This window comes from Luteimonas wenzhouensis (genome assembly GCF_007859305.1).
Lineage (GTDB): Bacteria > Pseudomonadota > Gammaproteobacteria > Xanthomonadales > Xanthomonadaceae > Luteimonas > Luteimonas wenzhouensis.
Genome location: NZ_VOHE01000001.1, coordinates 434353 through 454984 on the forward strand (window position 1 = coordinate 434353; position 20632 = coordinate 454984).

Annotated in this window: 18 protein-coding genes and 5 tRNA genes; 2 read left to right on the forward strand and 21 right to left on the reverse strand. The window is 70.2% G+C overall.

Annotation, left to right across the window (positions count from 1 at the left end; all coding sequences use genetic code 11):
- Nucleotides 1–43: 43 nt before the first annotated feature.
- The 21 genes from rpoB to FQY79_RS02030 form a co-directional block, all read right to left on the reverse strand.
- Nucleotides 44–4219, reverse strand: a complete 4176-nt coding sequence (gene rpoB, locus FQY79_RS01930) for a DNA-directed RNA polymerase subunit beta (RefSeq protein WP_146310229.1) — start codon at nucleotides 4217–4219, stop codon at nucleotides 44–46.
- Between the two features lie 410 nt (nucleotides 4220–4629).
- Complete coding sequence (rplL, locus tag FQY79_RS01935; protein ID WP_146310231.1) at nucleotides 4630–5007, reverse strand: 50S ribosomal protein L7/L12; 378 nt, start codon at nucleotides 5005–5007, stop codon at nucleotides 4630–4632.
- 73 nt (nucleotides 5008–5080) lie between these two features.
- Nucleotides 5081–5605: a 50S ribosomal protein L10 gene (gene rplJ, locus FQY79_RS01940; RefSeq protein WP_146310233.1), complete on the reverse strand. Its 525-nt coding sequence runs from the start codon at nucleotides 5603–5605 to the stop codon at nucleotides 5081–5083.
- Between the two features lie 375 nt (nucleotides 5606–5980).
- Nucleotides 5981–6679 (reverse strand): 50S ribosomal protein L1, encoded by a 699-nt coding sequence (gene rplA / locus FQY79_RS01945; RefSeq protein WP_146310235.1) that lies wholly within the window; start codon nucleotides 6677–6679, stop codon nucleotides 5981–5983.
- A gap of 4 nt (nucleotides 6680–6683) precedes the next feature.
- A complete protein-coding gene (gene rplK, locus FQY79_RS01950; protein WP_146310237.1) occupies nucleotides 6684–7112 on the reverse strand; it encodes a 50S ribosomal protein L11 in 429 nt (142 codons plus the stop codon).
- Nucleotides 7113–7314: 202 nt separating this feature from the next.
- Nucleotides 7315–7887, reverse strand: a complete 573-nt coding sequence (gene nusG / locus FQY79_RS01955; protein ID WP_186759685.1) for a transcription termination/antitermination protein NusG — start codon at nucleotides 7885–7887, stop codon at nucleotides 7315–7317.
- A gap of 17 nt (nucleotides 7888–7904) precedes the next feature.
- Nucleotides 7905–8285 (reverse strand): preprotein translocase subunit SecE, encoded by a 381-nt coding sequence (gene secE, locus FQY79_RS01960; protein WP_146310241.1) that lies wholly within the window; start codon nucleotides 8283–8285, stop codon nucleotides 7905–7907.
- Nucleotides 8286–8303: 18 nt separating this feature from the next.
- Nucleotides 8304–8379 (reverse strand) — tRNA-Trp (locus FQY79_RS01965).
- A gap of 129 nt (nucleotides 8380–8508) precedes the next feature.
- Nucleotides 8509–9699: an elongation factor Tu gene (tuf, locus tag FQY79_RS01970; protein WP_146310220.1), complete on the reverse strand. Its 1191-nt coding sequence runs from the start codon at nucleotides 9697–9699 to the stop codon at nucleotides 8509–8511.
- A gap of 90 nt (nucleotides 9700–9789) precedes the next feature.
- Nucleotides 9790–9865, reverse strand: a tRNA-Thr gene (locus FQY79_RS01975).
- Between the two features lie 41 nt (nucleotides 9866–9906).
- Nucleotides 9907–9980: transfer RNA gene (locus tag FQY79_RS01980), tRNA-Gly, on the reverse strand.
- A 35-nt stretch (nucleotides 9981–10015) separates the two neighbouring features.
- Nucleotides 10016–10101: transfer RNA gene (locus FQY79_RS01985), tRNA-Tyr, on the reverse strand.
- A 57-nt stretch (nucleotides 10102–10158) separates the two neighbouring features.
- The gene (locus FQY79_RS01990; RefSeq protein ID WP_222434229.1) at nucleotides 10159–11055 is read right to left on the reverse strand and encodes an ion transporter; all 897 of its coding nucleotides are present in this window, start codon (nucleotides 11053–11055) and stop codon (nucleotides 10159–10161) included.
- A gap of 14 nt (nucleotides 11056–11069) precedes the next feature.
- The gene (gene ychF / locus FQY79_RS01995; RefSeq protein WP_146310243.1) at nucleotides 11070–12161 is read right to left on the reverse strand and encodes a redox-regulated ATPase YchF; all 1092 of its coding nucleotides are present in this window, start codon (nucleotides 12159–12161) and stop codon (nucleotides 11070–11072) included.
- 73 nt (nucleotides 12162–12234) lie between these two features.
- Nucleotides 12235–12816: an aminoacyl-tRNA hydrolase gene (gene pth / locus FQY79_RS02000; RefSeq protein ID WP_146310245.1), complete on the reverse strand. Its 582-nt coding sequence runs from the start codon at nucleotides 12814–12816 to the stop codon at nucleotides 12235–12237.
- Between the two features lie 125 nt (nucleotides 12817–12941).
- On the reverse strand, nucleotides 12942–13589 hold the full coding sequence (locus FQY79_RS02005) for a 50S ribosomal protein L25/general stress protein Ctc (RefSeq protein ID WP_146310247.1): 648 nt from the start codon (nucleotides 13587–13589) through the stop codon (nucleotides 12942–12944).
- A gap of 79 nt (nucleotides 13590–13668) precedes the next feature.
- Complete coding sequence (locus FQY79_RS02010; protein ID WP_146310249.1) at nucleotides 13669–14628, reverse strand: ribose-phosphate diphosphokinase; 960 nt, start codon at nucleotides 14626–14628, stop codon at nucleotides 13669–13671.
- A 145-nt stretch (nucleotides 14629–14773) separates the two neighbouring features.
- Nucleotides 14774–14849: transfer RNA gene (locus FQY79_RS02015), tRNA-Gln, on the reverse strand.
- A gap of 86 nt (nucleotides 14850–14935) precedes the next feature.
- Nucleotides 14936–15823, reverse strand: coding sequence for a 4-(cytidine 5'-diphospho)-2-C-methyl-D-erythritol kinase (gene ispE / locus FQY79_RS02020; protein WP_146310251.1), 888 nt, complete (start codon nucleotides 15821–15823; stop codon nucleotides 14936–14938).
- Nucleotides 15824–15825: 2 nt separating this feature from the next.
- The gene (gene lolB / locus FQY79_RS02025) at nucleotides 15826–16515 is read right to left on the reverse strand and encodes a lipoprotein insertase outer membrane protein LolB (protein ID WP_146310253.1); all 690 of its coding nucleotides are present in this window, start codon (nucleotides 16513–16515) and stop codon (nucleotides 15826–15828) included.
- Entirely contained in the window at nucleotides 16512–18200 is a 1689-nt protein-coding gene (locus FQY79_RS02030; protein ID WP_146310255.1) for a tetratricopeptide repeat protein, read from the reverse strand. The genes lolB and FQY79_RS02030 overlap by 4 nt, the downstream gene beginning before the upstream one ends.
- Before the next feature lie 93 nt (nucleotides 18201–18293).
- Here FQY79_RS02030 and hemA point away from each other — a divergent pair, with 93 nt between their 5' ends.
- Together hemA and prfA are read left to right on the forward strand one after the other, a co-directional pair.
- Nucleotides 18294–19568: a glutamyl-tRNA reductase gene (hemA, locus tag FQY79_RS02035; protein ID WP_146310257.1), complete on the forward strand. Its 1275-nt coding sequence runs from the start codon at nucleotides 18294–18296 to the stop codon at nucleotides 19566–19568.
- The gene (gene prfA, locus FQY79_RS02040) at nucleotides 19546–20631 is read left to right on the forward strand and encodes a peptide chain release factor 1 (protein WP_146310259.1); all 1086 of its coding nucleotides are present in this window, start codon (nucleotides 19546–19548) and stop codon (nucleotides 20629–20631) included. The genes hemA and prfA overlap by 23 nt, the downstream gene beginning before the upstream one ends.
- Nucleotide 20632: the final 1 nt, after the last annotated feature.

Genomic DNA, 20632 nt, shown 5'->3' on the forward strand with positions numbered 1-20632 from the left:
TTGTTCGCGCGGGACGGGGCGTGCCCCGCCCGCGCGCGGCGCCTCAGTGCTCCTCAAGCTCCATGTTGATGGCCAGCGAGCGGATTTCCTTGACCAGCACGTTGAAGGACTCGGGCATGCCCGCGACCATCTCGTACTCGCCATCGACGATGTTCTTGTACATCTGGTTGCGGCCCTGCACGTCGTCGGACTTCACCGTCAGCATCTCCTGCATGGTGTAGGCCGCGCCGTAGGCCTCCAGCGCCCACATCTCCATCTCGCCGAAGCGCTGGCCACCGAACTGCGCCTTGCCGCCCAGCGGCTGCTGGGTGACCAGCGAGTACGGGCCGGTGGAACGCGCGTGCATCTTGTCGTCGACCAGGTGGTTGAGCTTCAGCATGTGCATGTAGCCCACGGTCACCGGGCGCTCGAACGGTTCGCCGGTGCGGCCGTCGTACAGCTGCGTCTGGCCGCTGGTCGGCAGGTCGGCGAGCTCGAGCATCTTCTTGATCTCGGCCTCGGTCGCGCCGTCGAACACCGGGGTGGCCATCGGCACGCCGTCGACCAGGTTCGTGGCCAGCTCGATCAGCTCCTCGTCGCTGAACTGCGACAGGTCCACGCGCTGGGCCAGCGCCTCCCCGTCGTGGTTGTAGATCCGGTCGAGGAACTCCCGCAGCTCGGCCACGTTGGCCTGCGCCTGCAGCATGCGGTCGATCTTCCGGCCCAGGCCCTTCGCGGCCCACCCCAGGTGGGTCTCCAGGATCTGGCCGATGTTCATGCGGCTCGGCACGCCCAGCGGGTTGAGCACGATGTCGACGGTGGTGCCGTCGGCCATGTAGGGCATGTCCTCGACCGGAACGATCGTGGACACCACGCCCTTGTTGCCGTGGCGGCCGGCCATCTTGTCGCCGGGCTGGATGCGGCGCTTCACGGCCAGGTAGACCTTGACCATCTTCAGCACGCCCGGGGCGAGGTCGTCGCCCTGGGTGATCTTGGCGCGCTTGTCGGCGAAGCGCTTCTCGAACTCCTTCTCGTGCACCTCGATCTGCTTCTGCGCGCGTTCGATCGCCTCGGCGGCGTCCTCGTCCTTCATCCGCAGCTGGAACCAGTCGGACTTCTTCAGCCCGTCGAGCACCAGCGAGGTGACGGTGTCGCCCTTCTTCAGGCCGGGGCCGCCGTTGGCGACCTTGCCGATCAGCTGCGAGCGCAGGCGGTCGTAGATCGCGGCCTCGAGGATCCGGAACTGGTCGTCGAAGTCCTTCTTGACGCGCTTGATCTCGGATTCCTCGATCTGCTTGGCGCGCTTGTCCTTCTCGATGCCGTCGCGGGTGAAGACCTGCACGTCGATGACGGTGCCGTCCATGCCCGGCGGCACGCGCAGCGAGCTGTCCTTCACGTCGGAGGCCTTCTCGCCGAAGATCGCGCGCAGCAGCTTCTCCTCGGGGGTCAGCTGGCTCTCGCCCTTGGGCGTGACCTTGCCGACCAGGATGTCGCCGGCGCGCACTTCGGCGCCGATGTACACCACGCCCGACTCGTCGAGGCGGTTGAGCGCCTGCTCGGAGACGTTCGGGATGTCGGCCGAGATCTCCTCCGGGCCCAGCTTGGTATCGCGGGCGACGCAGGTCAGCTCCTCGATGTGGATGGTGGTGTAGCGGTCCTCCTGGACCACGCGCTCGGAGAGCAGGATCGAGTCCTCGAAGTTGTAGCCGTTCCAGGGCATGAACGCGACCAGCATGTTCTGGCCCAGCGCCAGCTCGCCCAGGTCGGTCGAGGGGCCGTCGGCCAACACGTCGCCGCGCGCGACCACGTCGCCCACGTTCACCAGCGGGGTCTGGTTGATGCAGGTGTTCTGGTTGGAGCGGGTGTACTTGATCAGGTTGTAGATGTCGACGCCGGCGTCGGTCTCGCCCGAGATCTCGTCCTCATTGACCTTGACCACGATGCGGGCCGCGTCGATCTGCTCGATCACGCCGCCGCGGCGCGCGTTCACGGTCACGCCCGAGTCGCGCGCCACCGCGCGCTCGATGCCGGTGCCCACCAGCGGCTTCTCGGCGCGCAGCGTCGGCACCGCCTGGCGCTGCATGTTCGCGCCCATCAGCGCGCGGTTGGCGTCGTCGTGCTCCAGGAACGGCACCAGCGCGGCCGCAACCGACACGGTCTGCATCGGAGAGACGTCCATGTAGTGGACCTCGCTCGGCGGCTTGAGCAGGTTCTCGCCCTGGTAGCGGCAGGCCACGAACTGGGCGTCGAGGTTGCCCTCGGCGTCCTGCGGCGCATTGGCCTGGGCGATGACGAACTCGTTCTCCTCGATCGCCGACAGGTACTCGATCTCGTCGGTGACCTTGCCGTCCACGACCTTGCGGTACGGCGTCTCGAGGAAGCCGTAGCGGTTGGTGCGGGCGAACACCGCCAGCGAGTTGATCAGGCCGATGTTCGGGCCTTCCGGAGTCTCGATGGTGCAGACGCGACCGTAGTGGGTGGGATGCACGTCGCGCACCTCGAAGCCGGCGCGCTCGCGGGTCAGGCCGCCCGGGCCCAGCGCCGAGACGCGGCGCTTGTGGGTGACCTCCGACAGCGGGTTGTTCTGGTCCATGAACTGCGACAGCTGCGAGGAGCCGAAGAACTCCTTGACCGCGGCCGCGACCGGCTTGGCGTTGATCAGTTCCTGCGGGGTCAGGCCGTCCGCCTCGGCCATGGTCAGGCGCTCGCGCACGGCGCGCTCGACGCGCACCAGGCCGACGCGGAACACGTTCTCGGCCATTTCGCCCACCGAACGCACGCGGCGGTTGCCCAGGTGGTCGATGTCGTCGACCACGCCGCGGCCGTTGCGGATCTCGCACAGCACCTTGATCACGTCCAGGATGTCGGACATGTCGCCGTACTGCTCGCGCATGCGCACGGACTCCTCGTCCTTGCGCTCGGCGAAGTACTTCGCGTCGTAGAGCACCGGCGCGCCGGTCACCTCGCGGCGGCCCAGGCGGCGGTTGAACTTCATCCGGCCCACGGCCGAGAGGTCGTAGCGCTCGAAGGCGAAGAACAGGTTGTGGAACAGGTTCTGCGCGGCGTCCCTGGTCGGCGGCTCGCCCGGACGCATCATGCGGTAGATCTCGACCAGCGCGTCGAGCTGGGTCTTGGTCGGGTCGACACGCAGGGTGTTGGAGAGGTACGGGCCGCGGTCGAGGTCGTTGGTCCAGATCGTGCCGATGGCGTCGATGCCGGCCTTGCGCAGCGCCTGCAGGGTTTCCTCGGTGATCTCGTCGTTGGCCGAGGCGATGAGCTCGCCGGTGGAGGCGTCGACCACGTCGTGCGACAGAACCCGCCCGACCAGGTACTCGTCGGGAACCGCCAGCGCGGTGATGCCCGAGGCCTCGAGCTGGCGCACGTGGCGGGCGGTGATGCGGCGCCCGGCCTCCACGATCACCTTCTCGCCATCGGCCAGGTCGAAGTTCAGGGTCTCGCCTCGCAGGCGCTCGGGCACCAGCTCCAGCTGCACGCCCTCGCCCTCGGGCAGGATGTGGAAGGTGTTGATCTCGAAGAACTCGTTGAGCATCTCCTCGTTGGAGTAGCCCAGCGCGCGCAGCAGCACGCTGACCGGCAGCTTGCGGCGGCGGTCGATGCGGGTGTACAGCGCGTCCTTCGGGTCGAACTCGAAGTCCAGCCACGAGCCGCGGTAGGGGATCACGCGGGCCGAGAACAGCAGCTTGCCCGAGCTGTGGGTCTTGCCGCGGTCGTGGTCGAAGAACACGCCCGGCGAGCGGTGCAGCTGGGAAACGATGACGCGCTCGGTGCCGTTGACGATGAAGGTGCCGTTCTCGGTCATGAGCGGGATCTCGCCCATGTACACTTCCTGCTCCTTCACGTACTTGATCGCCTTGCTCGACGACTCGCGGTCGTAGATCACCAGGCGCACGGTCACGCGCAGCGGCGCGCCGTAGCTCATGCCGCGCTGGCGGCACTCGCGCTCGTCGAACACCGGCTCGCCGAGCTTGTAGCCGACGTACTCCAGCGCGGCGTAGCCGTTGTAGCTGACGATCGGGAACACCGACTTGAGCGCGGCGTGCAGGCCCTTGTCCTGGCGCTTGCCGGGCTCGACGTCCGCCTGCAGGAACTCGCGGTAGGAGTCGACCTGGATCGCGAGCAGGAACGGCACCTCGAGGATCGAGCGGCGCTTGCCGAAGTTCTTGCGGATGCGCTTCTTCTCGGTGAACGAGTAATCCGACTGGAGCTGGGTAGTCGTCATGGGGGGCTGATGCCTCGGTCTTGGGCGCGCGCGGGCGCGCGTCCGGGAAAACGGATAGTTGTCACTGGGCAGTCGCTGGTATTGCCGGCACCAGCACGCCCTCTCCTGCTACTGACCACTGACAACTGTTGGAGCGGCGGTTCCGCGGCCGGGCGCCGTGGTGCGGACACCGGCGGCGGGCCTCCGCCTTACAACGACCGAAGGCCGGAGACATGCGTCCCCAGCCTCGGGTCCCACCGGCGCGCCCGCCGGGGCGGGCACACGGTGGCTGCTGCTTCGATTTGCGCTCGGTTGAGGGCCAATCTTTTCCTCTTGCTGGTCCCCGCCGGGGGCGGGGAGCTGCCGCGACCCGGCGTGCGGGTCGAAGTGGCGGCGGCCCGGGGCGCCCGAGGACGTCCCGGACCGTGGCGTCACTTGACCTCGACGGTCGCGCCGGCGGCTTCCAGGTCCTTCTTGATCTTCTCGGCGTCTTCCTTCGAAGCGCCTTCCTTCACGGTGCCGCCGGCCTCGGTGAGGTCCTTGGCTTCCTTCAGGCCCAGGCCGGTGATGGCGCGCACCACCTTGATGACCTCGACCTTCTTCTCGCCGGCCGACTTCAGCACGACGTTGAACTCGGTCTGCTCCTCGGCCGGGGCGGCAGCGCCGGCAGCGGCCGGGCCGGCGGCCACGGCGACCGGGGCGGCAGCGGACACACCGAACTTCTCTTCGAAAGCCTTGACCAGCTCCATCACCTCGACGAGGGTCTTGCTGCCGATGGCTTCCAGGATTTGCTCGTTGGAAAGGGACATTGTGATTACCTTGACTGATTGGTTCGTATGACGATCGGATCGATGGCGTTGCGAACGGCGCTCAACGCGGACTTCAGGCTGCCTTCTGCTGGCCGACCGCGTTGATCACGCGGGCGGTCTGCGCGGCGGGCTCGGCGAGCACGCGGGCCAGCATGGTGGCCGGCTGCGCGATCAGGCCCACCAGCATGGCCAGGGCCTGCTCGCGGGTCGGCAGCGACGCCAGGACATCCACGTGGGAGCCCGGGTACTTCTGCCCACCCAGCGAAACCAGGCGCGGCTTCAGCTTGTCGGCGGTCTTGGCGAAGTCCTTGATGAGACGGCCGGCGGCGCCGGGGTCTTCCTGCGAGAAGGCGAACAGCAGTGGGCCGGTCAGCTCGTCCTGGATGACGGCATAGTCGGTCCCTTCCACCGCGCGCGAGACCAGCGTGTTCTTGGCAACCTTCAGGAACACGCCCGCCTGGCGGGCCTTCTTGCGCAAGTCGGTCAACTGCTCGACCGTGAGACCCGCGTACTCCGCGGCGACCAGCGAGTGCGCCTTGGAGGCGACCTCGGCCAGTTCGGCAACGACTTCCTTCTTCTGGTTCAGATTCAGAGCCATTGCGCTTCCTCTCTTGCTTCAATTCCGCCCCGGCGCACCTACGCCGAGACAGGCCATGTGCCGCATCGTTCCCTCGACGCGGGGAACGCCACGGAGGGCGTTCCGTCTGGCGGCCGTTTTCCAGGAACCGGTCGAACCAATCACTGGAGGGCGGCAACCATCTACGCAGGCCCCTTCGTGCTCTCGCACCCGGGATTAAGCGGCCTGGCCGGCGACGGCGGCGATTCCCTGCCATTCCGAGCTTCCCTGCCCGTCGCCGCCGCGGCGTCAGCCGCGCCTGCGGTCTTTGACGGCTCCGGCCGGCGCCAATGCCCCGGCCGGTGCCCCCAAAACTTCCACCCCGGGCGTCGCGTGGCCGCGCCGCCCGGGGGCATATCACTTCAGGTTGAGCGTCGAGTGGTCGACGATGACGCCGGGGCCCATCGTCGAACTGATCGAGACCTTCTGCAGGTACTGGCCCTTGGCGGCGGCCGGCTTGGCCTTGACCAGGTCGGCCAGCAGCGCCTGCAGGTTCTCCTTGAGGCGCTCGGGCTCGAAGTCGGCCTTGCCGATGGTGCAGTGGATGATGCCCGCCTTGTCGGTGCGGTAGCGGACCTGGCCGCCCTTGGCGTTCTTCACCGCCTCGCCCGGGTTCGGGGACACCGTGCCCACCTTGGGGTTGGGCATCAGGCCGCGCGGACCGAGCAGGGTGCCGAGCCGGCCGACCACGCGCATCGCGTCGGGGGTGGCGATGACCACGTCGTAGTTCAGGTCGCCGCCCTGCATCTTCTCGGCCAGGTCGTCCATGCCCACGGCGTCGGCGCCAGCGGCCAGGGCCTCGTCGGCCTTGGCGCCCGGGGGCGCGAACACCGCCACGCGGACGGTCTTGCCGGTGCCCTGCGGCAGCACGGTCGAGCCACGCACCTGCTGGTCCGACTTCCTGGCGTCGACGCCCAGACGGACGGCGACGTCCACGGCCTCGACGAACTTGGCCTTGCTGTGTTCCTTGACGATCTGCAGCGCCTCGTCGACCGGATACGCCTTGCCCGGCTGCACCGCGGCCTTGATCGCCTTCTGTCGCTTGGTCAGTGCCATGTCCTCAGCCCTCCACCACCAGGCCCATCGAACGGGCCGAGCCCGCGATGGTGCGTACCGCCGCCTCCAGGTCGGCCGCCGTGAGGTCGGCCTCCTTCGCCTTGGCGATCTCTTCCAGCTGCTTGCGGGTCACCTTGCCCACCTTCTCGGTGTTGGGCCGCTTCGAGCCGGTGCCCACGCCGGACGCCTTCTTCAACAGCACCGTGGCCGGGGGGCTCTTGGTGACGAAGGTGAAGGTGCGGTCGGAGTACGCGGTGATGATGACCGGGATCGGCAGGCCCGGCTCGAGCTTCTGCGTGGCGGCATTGAACGCCTTGCAGAACTCCATGATGTTCAGGCCGCGCTGGCCCAGGGCAGGACCGACGGGCGGGGACGGATTGGCCTGCCCGGCCTTGACCTGCAGCTTGATGTAGCCGATGACTTTCTTCGCCATGCTTGGACTCTCCGGGTGCTAGCGCCGTTCAGGCTCCCCATCGGGCCGGGAAAATCACGCGTCCCGGCGTCGCGGTGCCCCGACCGCACGAAAGGCCGCCATCGCGGCGGCCGACGCTGTCACCCGGCATCCCGGGGGCGGGGAGCCGGCTAGTATAGCGGGTTTCCTGGCCTTCGGGCAGCCCGGCCCGACCAGGCAGGGGTCAGGCCTTCTCGACCTGCCCGAACTCCAGCTCCACCGGGGTGGAGCGGCCGAAGATCAGGACCGCGACCCGCAGGCGGCTCTTCTCGTAGTTGACTTCCTCGACCACGCCATTGAAATCGTTGAACGGGCCGTCGATGACCCGGACCATCTGGCCCGGCTCGAACAGGACCTTCGGGCGCGGCTTCTCGACCCCTTCCTGGACCCGGTCGAGGATCGCGGCCGCCTCCTCGTCGCGGATCGGCAGCGGGCGGTCGGCGGTCCCGCCGATGAAGCCCATCACCTTGGGGGTCTCCTTGACCAGGTGCCAGCACTCGCTGTCGATCCGGGGGATCCCGTTCTCCTCATGGGTGGCGATCTGGACCAGGACGTAGCCGGGAAAGAACTTGCGCTCGGAGCGCCGCTTCTGGCCGGAGCGCATCTCCACGACCTCCTCGGTCGGGACCAGCACGTCGCCGAAGCGGTCCTGCATCTCCGCACGGGCGATCCGGTCGCGGAGCGCCTGCGCCACCGACTTCTCGAAGCCGGAGTACGCGTGCACCACATACCAACGCTTGACGCCTTGCGCTTCCATCGGGCCCGTACTCTCCGTCATTGGGCAAGGAACAGCTTGACCAGCCACTGGATGACCGCGTCGAACCCGGCCAGCAGCAGCGCGATGATGACCACCACCAGGATCACCACCCAGGTCATGCGGGTGGCCTCCTGGCGGGTGGGCCAGACCACCTTGCGCAGCTCGAAGCGCGACTCGTAGAGGAACTCCCGCGTCTGGTGGCCCTTGGCGGTGGTCATGAACACCGCGGCGGCGGCCACGACCGCCACCGCCACCACCGCGATCCGGGCGGCGCCGGGCCATTGGCCGTCGAACCAGTAGAACGCGAACACCCCGGCGGCGACCAGCAGCAGCGCCAGCGCGTACCTGACCATGTCGGCCGCGGAAGCGGACCCGGGTTGTTCGACTCTGCTGTTCACTCGTCTCGCTACTCTGGATGGCACGCCAGGAGGGACTCGAACCCCCAACCTGCGGTTTTGGAGACCGCTGCTCTGCCAATTGAGCTACTGGCGTACGGAAATTCGCCCCGCCCCCGGAAAAGGCAACGGCGGCTTGCGCCGCCTTGCCCCGATCCGGGCCGGGCGCCGCGCGGTGGCCTGCCGCGGCACCCGGTTCCGGTCCCCGCCGTGGCGGGGTCCGTGCTTACTTGATGATCTTCGACACCACGCCCGCGCCGACGGTCCGGCCGCCCTCGCGGATCGCGAAGCGCAGGCCCTCGTCCATCGCGATCGGGTTGATCAGCGACACCGACATCTTCACGTTGTCGCCCGGCATCACCATCTCCGTGCCCTCCGGCAGCGTCACCGCGCCGGTGATGTCCGTGGTGCGGAAGTAGAACTGCGGGCGGTAACCCTTGAAGAACGGCGTGTGGCGGCCGCCCTCGTCCTTCGACAGCACGTACACCTCCGCCTCGAACTCGGTGTGCGGGGTGATCGTGCCCGGCTTCGCCAGCACCTGGCCGCGCTCCACCTCGTCGCGCTTGGTGCCGCGCAGCAGCAGGCCCGCGTTGTCGCCCGCCTGGCCCTGGTCCAGCAGCTTGCGGAACATCTCCACGCCCGTCACCGTCGTCTTGGCCGTCGGACGGATGCCCACGATCTCGATCTCGTCGCCCACCTTGATCACGCCGCGCTCGATGCGCCCCGTCACCACCGTGCCGCGACCCGAAATCGAGAACACATCCTCCACCGGCATCAGGAACGGCTTGTCCACGTCACGCTGCGGCTCCGGAATCCAGCGGTCCAGCGCTTCCACCAGCTGGATGATCGCCGGCACCCCGATCTCCGACTGGTCGCCTTCCAGCGCCTTGAGCGCCGAACCCTTCACGATCGGGGTGTCGTCGCCAGGGAACTCGTACTTGCTCAGCAGCTCGCGGACCTCCATCTCCACCAGCTCCAGCAGCTCGGCGTCGTCCACCATGTCCGCCTTGTTCAGGAACACCACGATGTACGGCACGCCCACCTGCCGCGCCAGCAGGATGTGCTCGCGCGTCTGCGGCATCGGGCCGTCCGCCGCCGACACCACCAGGATCGCGCCGTCCATCTGCGCCGCACCCGTGATCATGTTCTTCACGTAGTCCGCGTGGCCCGGGCAGTCCACGTGCGCGTAGTGGCGCGTCGGAGACTCGTACTCCACGTGCGAGGTCGAGATCGTGATCCCGCGCGCCTTCTCCTCCGGCGCCTTGTCGATCGCGTCGTAGGCGTGGAACTCGCCCCCGAAACGCTCCGCGCCGATCTTCGTCAGCGCCGCCGTCAGCGTCGTCTTGCCGTGGTCCACGTGGCCGATCGTGCCCACGTTCACGTGGGGCTTGGTGCGCTCGAACTTACCCTTTGCCATGACTGTGACTCTCGCTGACGTTGTTGTTTTTGCCGGTGTGGAAACCCGGCCGCTGGCGGCCGGGTCGTCGCGGGCCTGGCCCGCCTTGTATGGTGCTCACGAATGGAATCGAACCATCGACCTCCTCCTTACCAAGGAGGTGCTCTACCGACTGAGCTACGTGAGCGTGAATTGTTGTTGCCTGGCGCGGGACCTGCAGCAGGGCAATGGAGCGGGAGACGGGAATCGAACCCGCACCATCAGCTTGGAAGGCTGAGGTTCTACCATTGAACTACTCCCGCGCCGTGCGGAAACCTCGTGCCTGCGCTGGACCGACTGGTGGAGGGAGGTGGATTCGAACCACCGAAGGCGTAAGCCAGCAGATTTACAGTCTGCCCCCGTTGGCCGCTTGGGTATCCCTCCGTCAGAAGCGCAAACCCGTGAAACAGCCCGTTATTTTGACCATGCCGTGGCGGACTGTCAACGCGCACTTTCGCCAGCTGCGCCGGTCGCCCGGCGCAGCTGTTCCAGCTCGGTCCGCAGCAGGCGGATCTCGTCCCCGAGCGCGACCAGGCCCGGGTCCGCGCCGCCCGCGGCCGCGCCCGGAAACGGCGCCGGGGCACCTGCCTCCCGCTCATGCCCGGCGCCCGCGCCCTGCTCCTGGAGCGCCTGCATCGTGTTGACGATGATGGCGACGAACAGGTTCAACATGGTGAAGGTGGCGAGCAGGATGAAGGGCACGAAGAACACCCAGGCCCAGGGGTAGGCCTCCATCACCGGGCGCACCAGTCCGGACGACCAGCTGTCCAGGGTCATGACCTGGAACAGGGTGTAGAGCGAGGCGCCGAGGCTGCCGAACCAGTGCGGGAAGCGCTCGCCGAACATGCCGGTGGCCACCACCGCGGCGACGTAGAACAGGATCAGCATCAGCGCGGCGATCGCGCCGATGCCCGGGATCGCCCGCAGCAGCGCCTCCACCACGAAGCGCAGCCTGGGCATCATCGAGGCCAGCCGCAGCACCCGCAGCACCCTGAGCACCCGCAGCACGGCGAACGGCCCGGAGGCCGGCACCAGCGCGATCCCGACCACCACCAGGTCGAACACGTTCCAGCCACTGCGGAAGAAGCGCGGGCCGTGGCCCCACAGCTTCAGCGTCAGCTCGACCACGAACACCGCCAGGCAGGCCTGGTCGAGCACGGCCAGCCAGCCGCCGGCCGCGTCGCGCAGCGCCGGGGAGGTCTCCATGCCGAGGATGACCGCATTGGCCACGATCACCCCGACCACGAACCGCTGCACCGGGGCCGACTCGACCCAGGCCAGCGCCCGCCCGCGCAGCCCACCCCTCCCCGCATCCATGGCGATCGCGTCCGGTTCCATCCGGGCCCCTCCGGTCAGACGTTGAAGCGGAAATGCAGGACGTCGCCCTCCTGCACCCGGTAGTCCTTGCCCTCCAGGCGCAGCCGGCCGGCCTCGCGCGCGCCAGCCTCGCCACGATAGCGGACGAAGTCCTCGTAGGAGATGGTCTCGGCGCGAATGAAGCCCTTTTCGAAGTCGCTGTGGATCACCCCGGCGGCCTGGGGCGCGGTGGAGCCAGCCTTCACCGTCCAGGCGCGGACCTCCTTGACCCCGGCGGTGAAGTAGGTCTGCAGGCCCAGCAGCCGGTAGGCGCCCCGGATCACCCGGTTAAGGCCGGGCTCGTCGAGGCCGTAGCCGGCCAGCATCTCGTCGCGGTCGGCGTCGTCGAGCTGGCTCAGCTCCTCCTCGATCGCGGCCGAGACCGGCACCACCTCGGCGCCCTCGGCCGCGGCGCGGGCGCGGACCGCGTCCAGGTGCGGGTTGTCCCGGAACCCGTCCTCGAGCACGTTGGCGATGTACAGCACCGGCTTCATGGTCAGCAGGAACAGCTCGCGCACCAGCACCCGCTCCTCGTCCGCCAGCGGCACCGAACGGGCCGGCTTGCCCTCGTCCAGCGCCGCGCGCAGCCGGGCCAGGACCTCGAGCCGCGCCCTGGCGTCCTTGTCGCCGCTCTTGGCCACCCGCTCGTAGCGGGCGATGGCCTTGTCCACGGTCTCCAGGTCGGCCAGGGCCAGCTCGGTGTCGATGGTGTCGATGTCCGCGACCGGATCGACCCGGTTGGCCACGTGAATCACGTCCGCATGCTCGAAGCAGCGCACCACGTGGGCGATCGCGTCGACCTCGCGGATATGGGCCAGGAACTTGTTGCCCAGGCCCTCGCCGCTGGCCGCGCCGGCAACCAGGCCGGCGATGTCGACGAACTCGACCACGGTCGGCACGACCCGCTCGGGCTTGACGATCTCCGCCAGCTCGGCCAGCCGCGGGTCGGGCACGGGGACCACGCCCACGTTCGGCTCGATGGTGCAGAACGGGAAGTTGGCCGCGGCGATGCCCGCCTTGGTCAGTGCATTGAAGAGCGTCGACTTGCCCACGTTCGGCAGGCCGACGATGCCGCATTGGATGCCCATGTTCCGGGGGTTCCGTGACTGGTGGTTCGTGACTGGCGACCCGGGTGCCGGATCGCCAGTCACCAACCACGAATCAGGCCTTGCTGGTGTGCAGGCGCTTCATCGCCTCGTTGAAGTCGCCCTGGACGGCGAGCGGGAGGACGTCGAGCGCGTCGTCGACCGCCCGGTTGATCAGGATGTCGTCCTCGGTCCCGGGACGTCCCAGGACCCACGAGGTCACCCGGTCCTTGTGCCCGGGATGGCCGATGCCGATGCGCAGCCGGTGGAAGCGGCCGTGGCCAAGCAGGCGCATGACGTCGCGCAGGCCGTTCTGGCCGCCGTGGCCGCCGTCGAACTTCAGCCGCGCCACGCCGGGCGGCAGGTCGAGCTCGTCATGGGCCAGCAGCGCCTGTTCGGGCTCGATCTTCCAGTAGCGCAGGGCAGCCACCACCGACTTGCCACTGAGGTTCATGAACGTGGACGGGCGCAGCAGCCACAGGCTGCGCCCGGCCACCTCGACCTTCGTGGTCTCGCCGAACAGCTTGCCCTCGGCCCCGAAGCGCGCCCCGGCCCGCTCGGCCAGGGCGTCCACGAAACGGAACCCGGCGTTATGCCGGGTCCGTGCATGTTCGGGCCCCGGGTTGCCGAGGCCGACGATGAGCCGCAATCCTTCCATTCGCTCGGGTCCGTGCCGGCGGAGCGGTCCCGCTCAGCGCGCGGCAGGGGCCGTGCCGGCCCCTGCCGGACGCCCGGGGGCCCACCCCACGCCGTCGGCGCGGGGCACCCTCCGCCGGACCGGGATCACTTGCCGTCGTCGGGCTTGGCCGCGGCGTCGTCGCCCTCGGCCGCCTCTTCCGGCGCGGCCTCCTCGCGGCCGTGCTTGGCAATCACCACCGCGTCGTCGTGGTCCTTGCCCAGCTTGAGCTGCGGGATCTCCACGCCCTTGGGCAGCTTCAGGTCCGACAGGTAGACGATGTCGCCGACCTTGAGCTCGGACAGGTCGACCTCGATCGCCTGCGGCAGGTCGGACGGCAGGCACTCGACCGTCACTTCCTTCAGCTCGCGGGTGATCACGACGTCGGCGGCCTTGCCGGCCGGCGACTTCTCTTCGTTGACGAACAGCAGCGGCACCGCGGTGCGCAGCGTCTCCTTCTCGTTCACGCGCTGGAAGTCCAGGTGCAGGATCAGCTGCTTGTACGGATGGCGCTGGATGTCGCGCAGCAGCACCTTCTGGATGTCGCCGCCCAGGCTCAGGTCCAGGATCGACGAGTAGAACCACTCGTGCTGGCTGGCCAGCCACACCGGCTCGTGGTCGAGCTGGATGCTGACCGGCGGGAGGTCGCCACCGTAGACGATGGCCGGGATCTTGCCGCTGCGGCGAAGGCGGCGGCTCGCACCCTTCCCTTCGTCCTCGCGGCGCTCGACCTTGATTTCGTGAGTCGTTGCCATGTTTGCTTCTCTTCTTCAGTAGGTAGGACCGCCTCGCGGCGGTCTGGAACGCTCGCCCGCGACCAGGCGAGCGGTGGCGTCAGTCCAGGTAGAGCGAACTGACGGATTCTCCGAACGCGATCCGGCGGATCGTCTCGGCCAGCATCTCGGCGACGCTGAGCTGGCGGATGCGGCCGCAGGCACGGGCCGCCTCCGACAGCGGGATGGTGTCGGTGACCACCAGCTCATCGAGCTGCGAACGGGTGATGTTGTCGATCGCCGCGCCCGACAGCACCGGGTGGGTGCAGTAGGCCACGACCTTCTGCGCGCCATTGGCCTTGAGCGCGCCGGCGGCGGCGCACAGCGTGCCGGCGGTGTCCACGATGTCGTCGACCAGCACGCAGGTCTTGCCCTCGACCTCGCCGATGATGTTCATCACCGTGGCCACGTTGGCCTTGGGCCGGCGCTTGTCGATGATCGCCAGGTCGGCGTCGTCCAGGCGCTTGGCCAGGGCCCGGGCGCGGACCACGCCGCCCACGTCCGGAGACACCACGATCACGTTGCCGGTGCCGTGCTCGCGCCAGATGTCGGCCAGCAGCAGCGGCGAGGCGTACACGTTGTCGACCGGGATGTCGAAAAAGCCCTGAATCTGGTCGGCGTGCAGGTCGACGGTGAGCATGCCGTCGGCGCCGGCGGCGGTGAACATCTTGGCCGCCAGCTTGGCGGTGATCGGCACCCGCGAGGAGCGCATGCGGCGGTCCTGGCGGGCGTAGCCGAAGTACGGCACCACCGCGGTGACCGAGGCGGCCGAGGCGCGCTTGAGCGCGTCGATCAGGGCCAGCAGCTCCATCAGGTGCTCGGCGCAGGGCGCGCACGTGGGCTGGATGACGAATACGTCCTGGCGCCGCACGTTCTCCTCGATCTCGACCTGCAGCTCGCCGTCGGAGAACGTGGACACCAGCGCCTTGCCCGGACGGACGCCCAGTTCGCGGCACACGGCCTGCGCCAGCGGCCGGTTCGCGTTGCCCGAGAAGATCAGCAGGTTCCTGTCTTCGTTCATGTCCGACTGCTCCGCTCCGCTCTGACCGTGCGGTGATGGTGATGGTGGTGGTGGCTCCGCGACCGGTGCCCACGGGCCCCGCCGTGCCGCGGCGCACGCCTGCGCCGGGCAACGGGGGACCCGCGATCACCAGTCACGATCGAAATGGCAGGGGCGGAAGGATTCGAACCTACGAATGCCGGGATCAAAACCCGGTGCCTTAACCACTTGGCGACGCCCCTGCGGACGTGACCGGTCATTCGTGGCTGGCGATGCGACGCGGCCGCCGCCGTACCTATCGCCAACCACCAATCACCGACCACGGTTCCTACCACTCTCCAGCCACTGCCGATCCTTCGAGCGCATCCAGCAACGGGGACCGCGACGCACCCGGCGCGACCCAGGCCCGCAGGCCCGGCGCCAGGCGCCGCAGCGCAGCCGCCGCGGAGCCGCCGTCGGCGAACTCCACGAAGCAGCCGCTGCCCGACCCGGTCAGGCGCGGCCGGCCGATCCGCGCCAGCGCATCGAACGCCGCCTCGACGGCGGGTTCGCGGCGGCGCAGCACCGGCTCGAACGCATTGCCGAGCCAGGCTCCCGAAACGAAGTCCGCTATTGTCGCGGGCGCGGCATTTCGCGTCAATTCAGGGGCTTGGAACAGCTCCGCGGTGCGCGCATGGACGCCCGGGTCGACCAGCACGTACCAGGCCGGTGGAAGTTCCAGGGGAACCAGGCGCTCGCCCACCCCTTCGGCCCAGGCGTTGCGGCCGCGCACGAACACCGGCACGTCCGCGCCCAGCGCCAGTCCGAACGCGGCCAGCCGGTCCTCGCCCAGGTCCAGCCCCCAGAGCCGGTCGAGCGCCCGCAGCACGGTCGCCGCGTCGGATGACCCGCCGCCGAGGCCGGCACCGGCGGGGATGCGCTTTTCGACGGAGATGTCGGCACCAAGCGCGACGTTCGCTTCCGATTGCAGCAGTCGTGCGGCCTTGACCAGGAGATCGTCGTCCGCGTCCACGCCGGCGACCGACGCCCCGACCCGGCGGATCCGACGATCCCGGCGCAGGCGGATGCGGACCGTATCGCCCCAGGCCAGGAGCCGGAACACGGTCTGCAGCTCGTGATAGCCGTCCGCGCGGCGGCGCGGGATCCGCAGGAACAGGTTGAGCTTGGCTGGGGCCGGCCAGCGGGTCCAGCCGTCGACGGGTGCGAGCCCGGCCATCCTCAGCCTCCGTGGACGGCGCCGTCCGCGTCCCGCCCGTGCGCGGGCGGCGGCGCATCTTCCGGGGCGGCGGGCGCGAGGGTCCAGTCGTCCACCACCAGCCGCACCCGCGCATCGCCCCGGCTGGCCTCGATCCGGCGCGGCATCGCCGGCCGGTTGGCGCCAGCCTCGAACCAGTCCCGGTAGCCGATCGTCCACCCGGCCTGTTCCAGCCGGACCGGCAGCGCGTCGGCGCCGTACTCGACCCGCGCCGGGCCGTGCATCGCCTCCGGCGCCGCCACTCCCCGCACCCAGGCGACCAGGGCCCGGACCGGAATGTCCCAGCCGGTGGCCTCCAACAGCAGGGCCTCGACATCCGCGCCCTCGCGCGGTCCGCCCTCCACGCCCTCGAGCCGCGCCCGCCCGGCATCGCCGCTCAGGCGCCAGCCCTGGCGGGTCACCGGCGCCGACAGCGTGACCTCGTAGCGGCCGCCCTGCTGGACCCAGTCGAGCCGGCCGCTGCCGCCCTGGCGGCCGCCGGAGATCGCCACCCGGCCGGCCAGGCCCCAGGCCTCCAGCGAGGCGCGCCGGGCATCGGCGTGACCGGCGACCGCCGGATCGACCTGCGCCGGGACGCGCACCGGCGCCGAAACGCAGCCGGCGAGCAAGGCCATCACGGCCAGCGCCGCGGCCGCGGAGCGGACCACGTTCATGCGCCGAGCTTCTCCAGCGCGCGCCGCAGCGCGCGGTTCTCGGGATCGAGCCGGCGCGCGTCGTCGAAATAGCGCCGGGCCTCGTCGCGGCGGCCCATGACCCAGAGCACCTCGGCGATGTGCGCGGCGATCTCGGCGTCCTTCTGCAGGGTGTAGGCCCGGCGCAGTTCCACCAGCGCTTCCTCGTGGCGGCCGAGGCGGTACAGCACCCAGCCGTAGCTGTCGATGATCGCGGCGTTGCCCGGCTCGGCCACCCGCGCGCGGTCGATCAGCTCCAGCGCCTCGACGTAGCGGTCGGTGCGGTCGGCCAGGGTGTAGCCCAGGGCGTTGAGCGCGGCGACGTTCTCCGGGTCGGCGAGCAGGATCTTGCGCAGGTCGGCCTCGGCCCGCTCGATGTCGTCGTAGCGTTCCCACATCAGGGCGCGGGCGTAGAGCAGCGACGGCTCGTCCGGCCAGTCGGCCAGGGCGCGGGCGTAGGCGTCGTTCTCGGCCTCGAGGTCGCGGTCGCGCGCGCGCAGCTCGCCCTCCACCAGGTAGGCCGCGCGCCGGGCCTCGTCGCTGATCGACCCGTCCGCCTGCATCCGGTGCAACGCGGCGTAGGCCTCGTCGCGTCGATCCAGCTCGTGCAGTACCCGGGTGGCCTGGAGCCTGGCCTGGAGCCGCGCCTCGCCGCCGGCCACGCTCTCGTACCACTCCAGCGCCTCGGCGTGCAGGTCGAGGAACTCGGCCACCTGGCCCAGCAGCAGCCGGTAGCCCGGTTCGGGGTTGGCGGCGCCGCGCCGCAGTTCCTCGTAAAGGGCGGCCAGCGCCTCGCGGTCCTCGGCCTTGGCCAGCAGCGAGGCGCGCACGGCCTGGACGTGGCGGTCCTGGGGGCCCTTCGCCAGCAGCCGCTCGGCGGTGGCCGGATCGCCCAGGGCGTCGTATTCGGCGGCCAGGGCCAGGCGCAGCTCGGGCAGGATCGCGACCGCGTCGCCCGCTTCGGCCAGGGCCGCGCGGGCGCCGTCGAGGTCGCCCGCCTCGCGCAGCTGCGAGGCGCGCAGCAGGGCCACCCGCGGCTCGCCGGGGAAGCGCTCGACGATGCGCGCGATCACCAGCCGGGTCAGCTGCTCCTGGTCCAGGCGCTGGGCCAGGTCGCCGAAGGCCAGCCAGGCGTGCAGGGTGTCGGGCACCGCGTCCTCGTCGAACAGCGCCCGCATGATCCTGGCCGAGGCGGCCGGATCGCGCGGCCCGGTCGCGATCACCGCCAGCGCATGCCGCCAGCCGGCCGGATCGGGTTCGGCCATCAGGCCGCGCAGGTGGCGCAGCGCACGGCGGCTGCGGCCGTTGCGCAGCGCCAGCGTGGCCTCGGCCGCGCGCATGGCCAGCGACTCGGGCGCGCGCGCGCGCCACAGGGCCAGCGCCGCGGCGGCGGTGCGGTCGTCCTTGCCCAGCAGGGCGATCCGGGTGGCGCGCTCGGCCAGGCCGGGATCCCCGTCCCCGGCGGCGCGGGCCGCGTCCAGGTACCAGGCGGCGGCCTCGTCCAGGCGCCCGGCCTGGAGCGCGAACTCGCCGGCCATGGTGGCGCCGAGCACGTCTTCACGCAGCGGATCGGACGCTGGCGGCGGGGCCGCCCACGCCACTGCCAGGCAGGCCGACAGCGCGACGCACGGCAGGATCCGGCGCACGGAGTTGGGGAAAACGGGCATCGGAGTCGGCCGGACCTTAGAATGGGCACTCGACCCGGAAGCTTATCGCAAGCGCCTGAACGGACACGCCGTGCGGGCAGCCAGCCAAAGCGCATGACCCTGTACGCCCTCGGCATCAACCACCAGACCGCCCCGGTCGCCCTGCGCGAGCAGGTCGCGTTCGCCGAGCGCGACGTCCCGGCCGCGCTGGCCGACCTGCGCGCCTTGCCGGGGGTGCGCGAGGTGGCCCTGCTGTCGACGTGCAACCGCACCGAACTCTACGCCAGCGCCGACGACGACGCGGCACTGGCGCGATGGCTGGCGTCGCACCGGGGCGGCGACGGCGACCTCCACGGCTACCTGTACCGGCATGCGGGAGACGGCGCGGCGCGGCACCTGTTCCGCGTCGCCTGCGGCCTCGACTCGATGGTGCTGGGCGAGCCGCAGATCCTCGGCCAGGTCAAGCAGGCCTGGTCGATGGCGCGCGAGGCCGGCGCGCTCGGCAGCGAACTCGACCGCCTGTTCCAGCACGCCTTCGTCACCGCCAAGCGCGTGCGCACCGAAACCCGGATCGGCTCCAGCCCGGTCTCGGTGGCGTCGCTGGCGGTGCGGCTGGCGCAGGAATCGTTCGCCCGCCCGGACGACTCGGTGGCGCTGCTGGTCGGCGCCGGCGAGACCATCGAGCTGGCCGCGCGCCACCTCGCGCAGTCGCGGGTCAAGCGTCTGCTGATCGCCAACCGGACCTACCGCCACGCGCAGGACCTCGCCGAGCGCCACGGCGCGGTGGCACTGCCGCTGGAGGAACTCGAACACCATCTGTTCATGGCCGACGTGGTGTTCTCGGCCACCGCCAGCCAGATCCCGGTGCTCACCCGCGCGCAGGTCGAACGCGCGCTGTCGCTGCGCAAGCGCAAGCCGATGATGCTGATGGACCTGGCGGTGCCGCGCGACATCGAACCCGCGGTCGCCGAGCTCGAGGACGCCTACCTCTACACCGTCGACGACCTCGACCGGGTGGTCGAGCAGAACCGCCGCAGCCGCGGCGACGCCGCCCAGGAAGCGGAGACCATCGTCGACCTGCAGGTGGCGCGCTACGGCCAGGCGCTGGCGCTGGGCGCCCGCAACGAGCCGCTCAAGCGCCTGCGCGCCCATGGCGAGGCCGCGCGCGCCGAGCTGGCCGCGCGCGCGCGCCAGCAGCTGGCCCTCGGCCACGATCCGGCCGCGGTGGTCGAACAGCTCGCCCACAGCCTCACCAACCGGCTGCTGCACGTGCCCACCGCCGCCCTGCGCGACGCCGCGGCGCAAGGCAACCTCGACCTGCTGCGGGCCTTCGAGCCGCTGCTGCCCCCGCTCCAGAACCGCGACGATGCTGCCGACCCTGCGCCGTAAGCTGGAGGCGCTGGCCGACCGCCGCGACGAACTCGAACGACTGCTCGCCGATCCGGCGGTGGCGGGCGACCAGGACCGTTTCCGCGCGCTGTCGCGCGAATTCTCCCGGCTCGAGCCGCTGGCGACGGCGATGGCGGACCAGGCCCGCGCCCGCGCCGACCTCGAGGCGGCGCAGGAGATGCGCAACGACCCCGAGCTGCGCGACCTGGCCGAGGAGGAGATCGCCGCGGCTCAGGCCCGCCTGGACGCGCTCGAGGAACAGCTCATGGCGCTGCTGGTACCGCGCGATGCGCGCGACGACGGCGGCCTGTACCTGGAGATCCGCGCCGGCACCGGCGGCGACGAGGCCGCGATCTTCGCCGGCGACCTGCTGCGCATGTACACCCGCTACGCCGAGCGCCAGGGCTGGCGGGTGGAGATCGAGTCGGCCAATCCCGGCGAACACGGCGGATTCCGCGAGGTGATCGCGCGGATCGAGGGCGAAGGCGCCTACGCGCGCCTGAAGTTCGAATCCGGCACCCACCGCGTGCAGCGCGTGCCCGAGACCGAATCGCAGGGCCGGATCCACACCTCGGCCGCGACGGTAGCGATCATTCCGATCGAGGAGGAAGGCGAGCCGGTCGAGATCAACCCGACCGACCTGCGGGTCGACACCTTCCGCTCCTCCGGCGCGGGCGGCCAGCACGTCAACAAGACCGACTCGGCCGTGCGCATCACCCACCTGCCGACCGGCATCGTGGTCGAGTCGCAGACCGAGCGCAGCCAGCACGCCAACCGCGACAAGGCGATGAAGCGCCTGCGCGCCACCATCGCCGGGATGGAGGCCGAACGCCGCGCCGCCGCCACCGCCGCCAGCCGCAAGCTGCAGGTCGGCAGTGGCGACCGCAGCCAGCGCATCCGCACCTACAACTACCCCCAGGGCCGGATCACCGACCACCGCGTGGAAGGGCTGACCCTCTACGACCTGCCCAACGTGCTCGAGGGCAACATCGACCCGCTCGTCGACCGGCTCTCGCGCGAGCACCAGGCCGACACGCTCGCGCAGCTCACCCGGGACTCCTGAA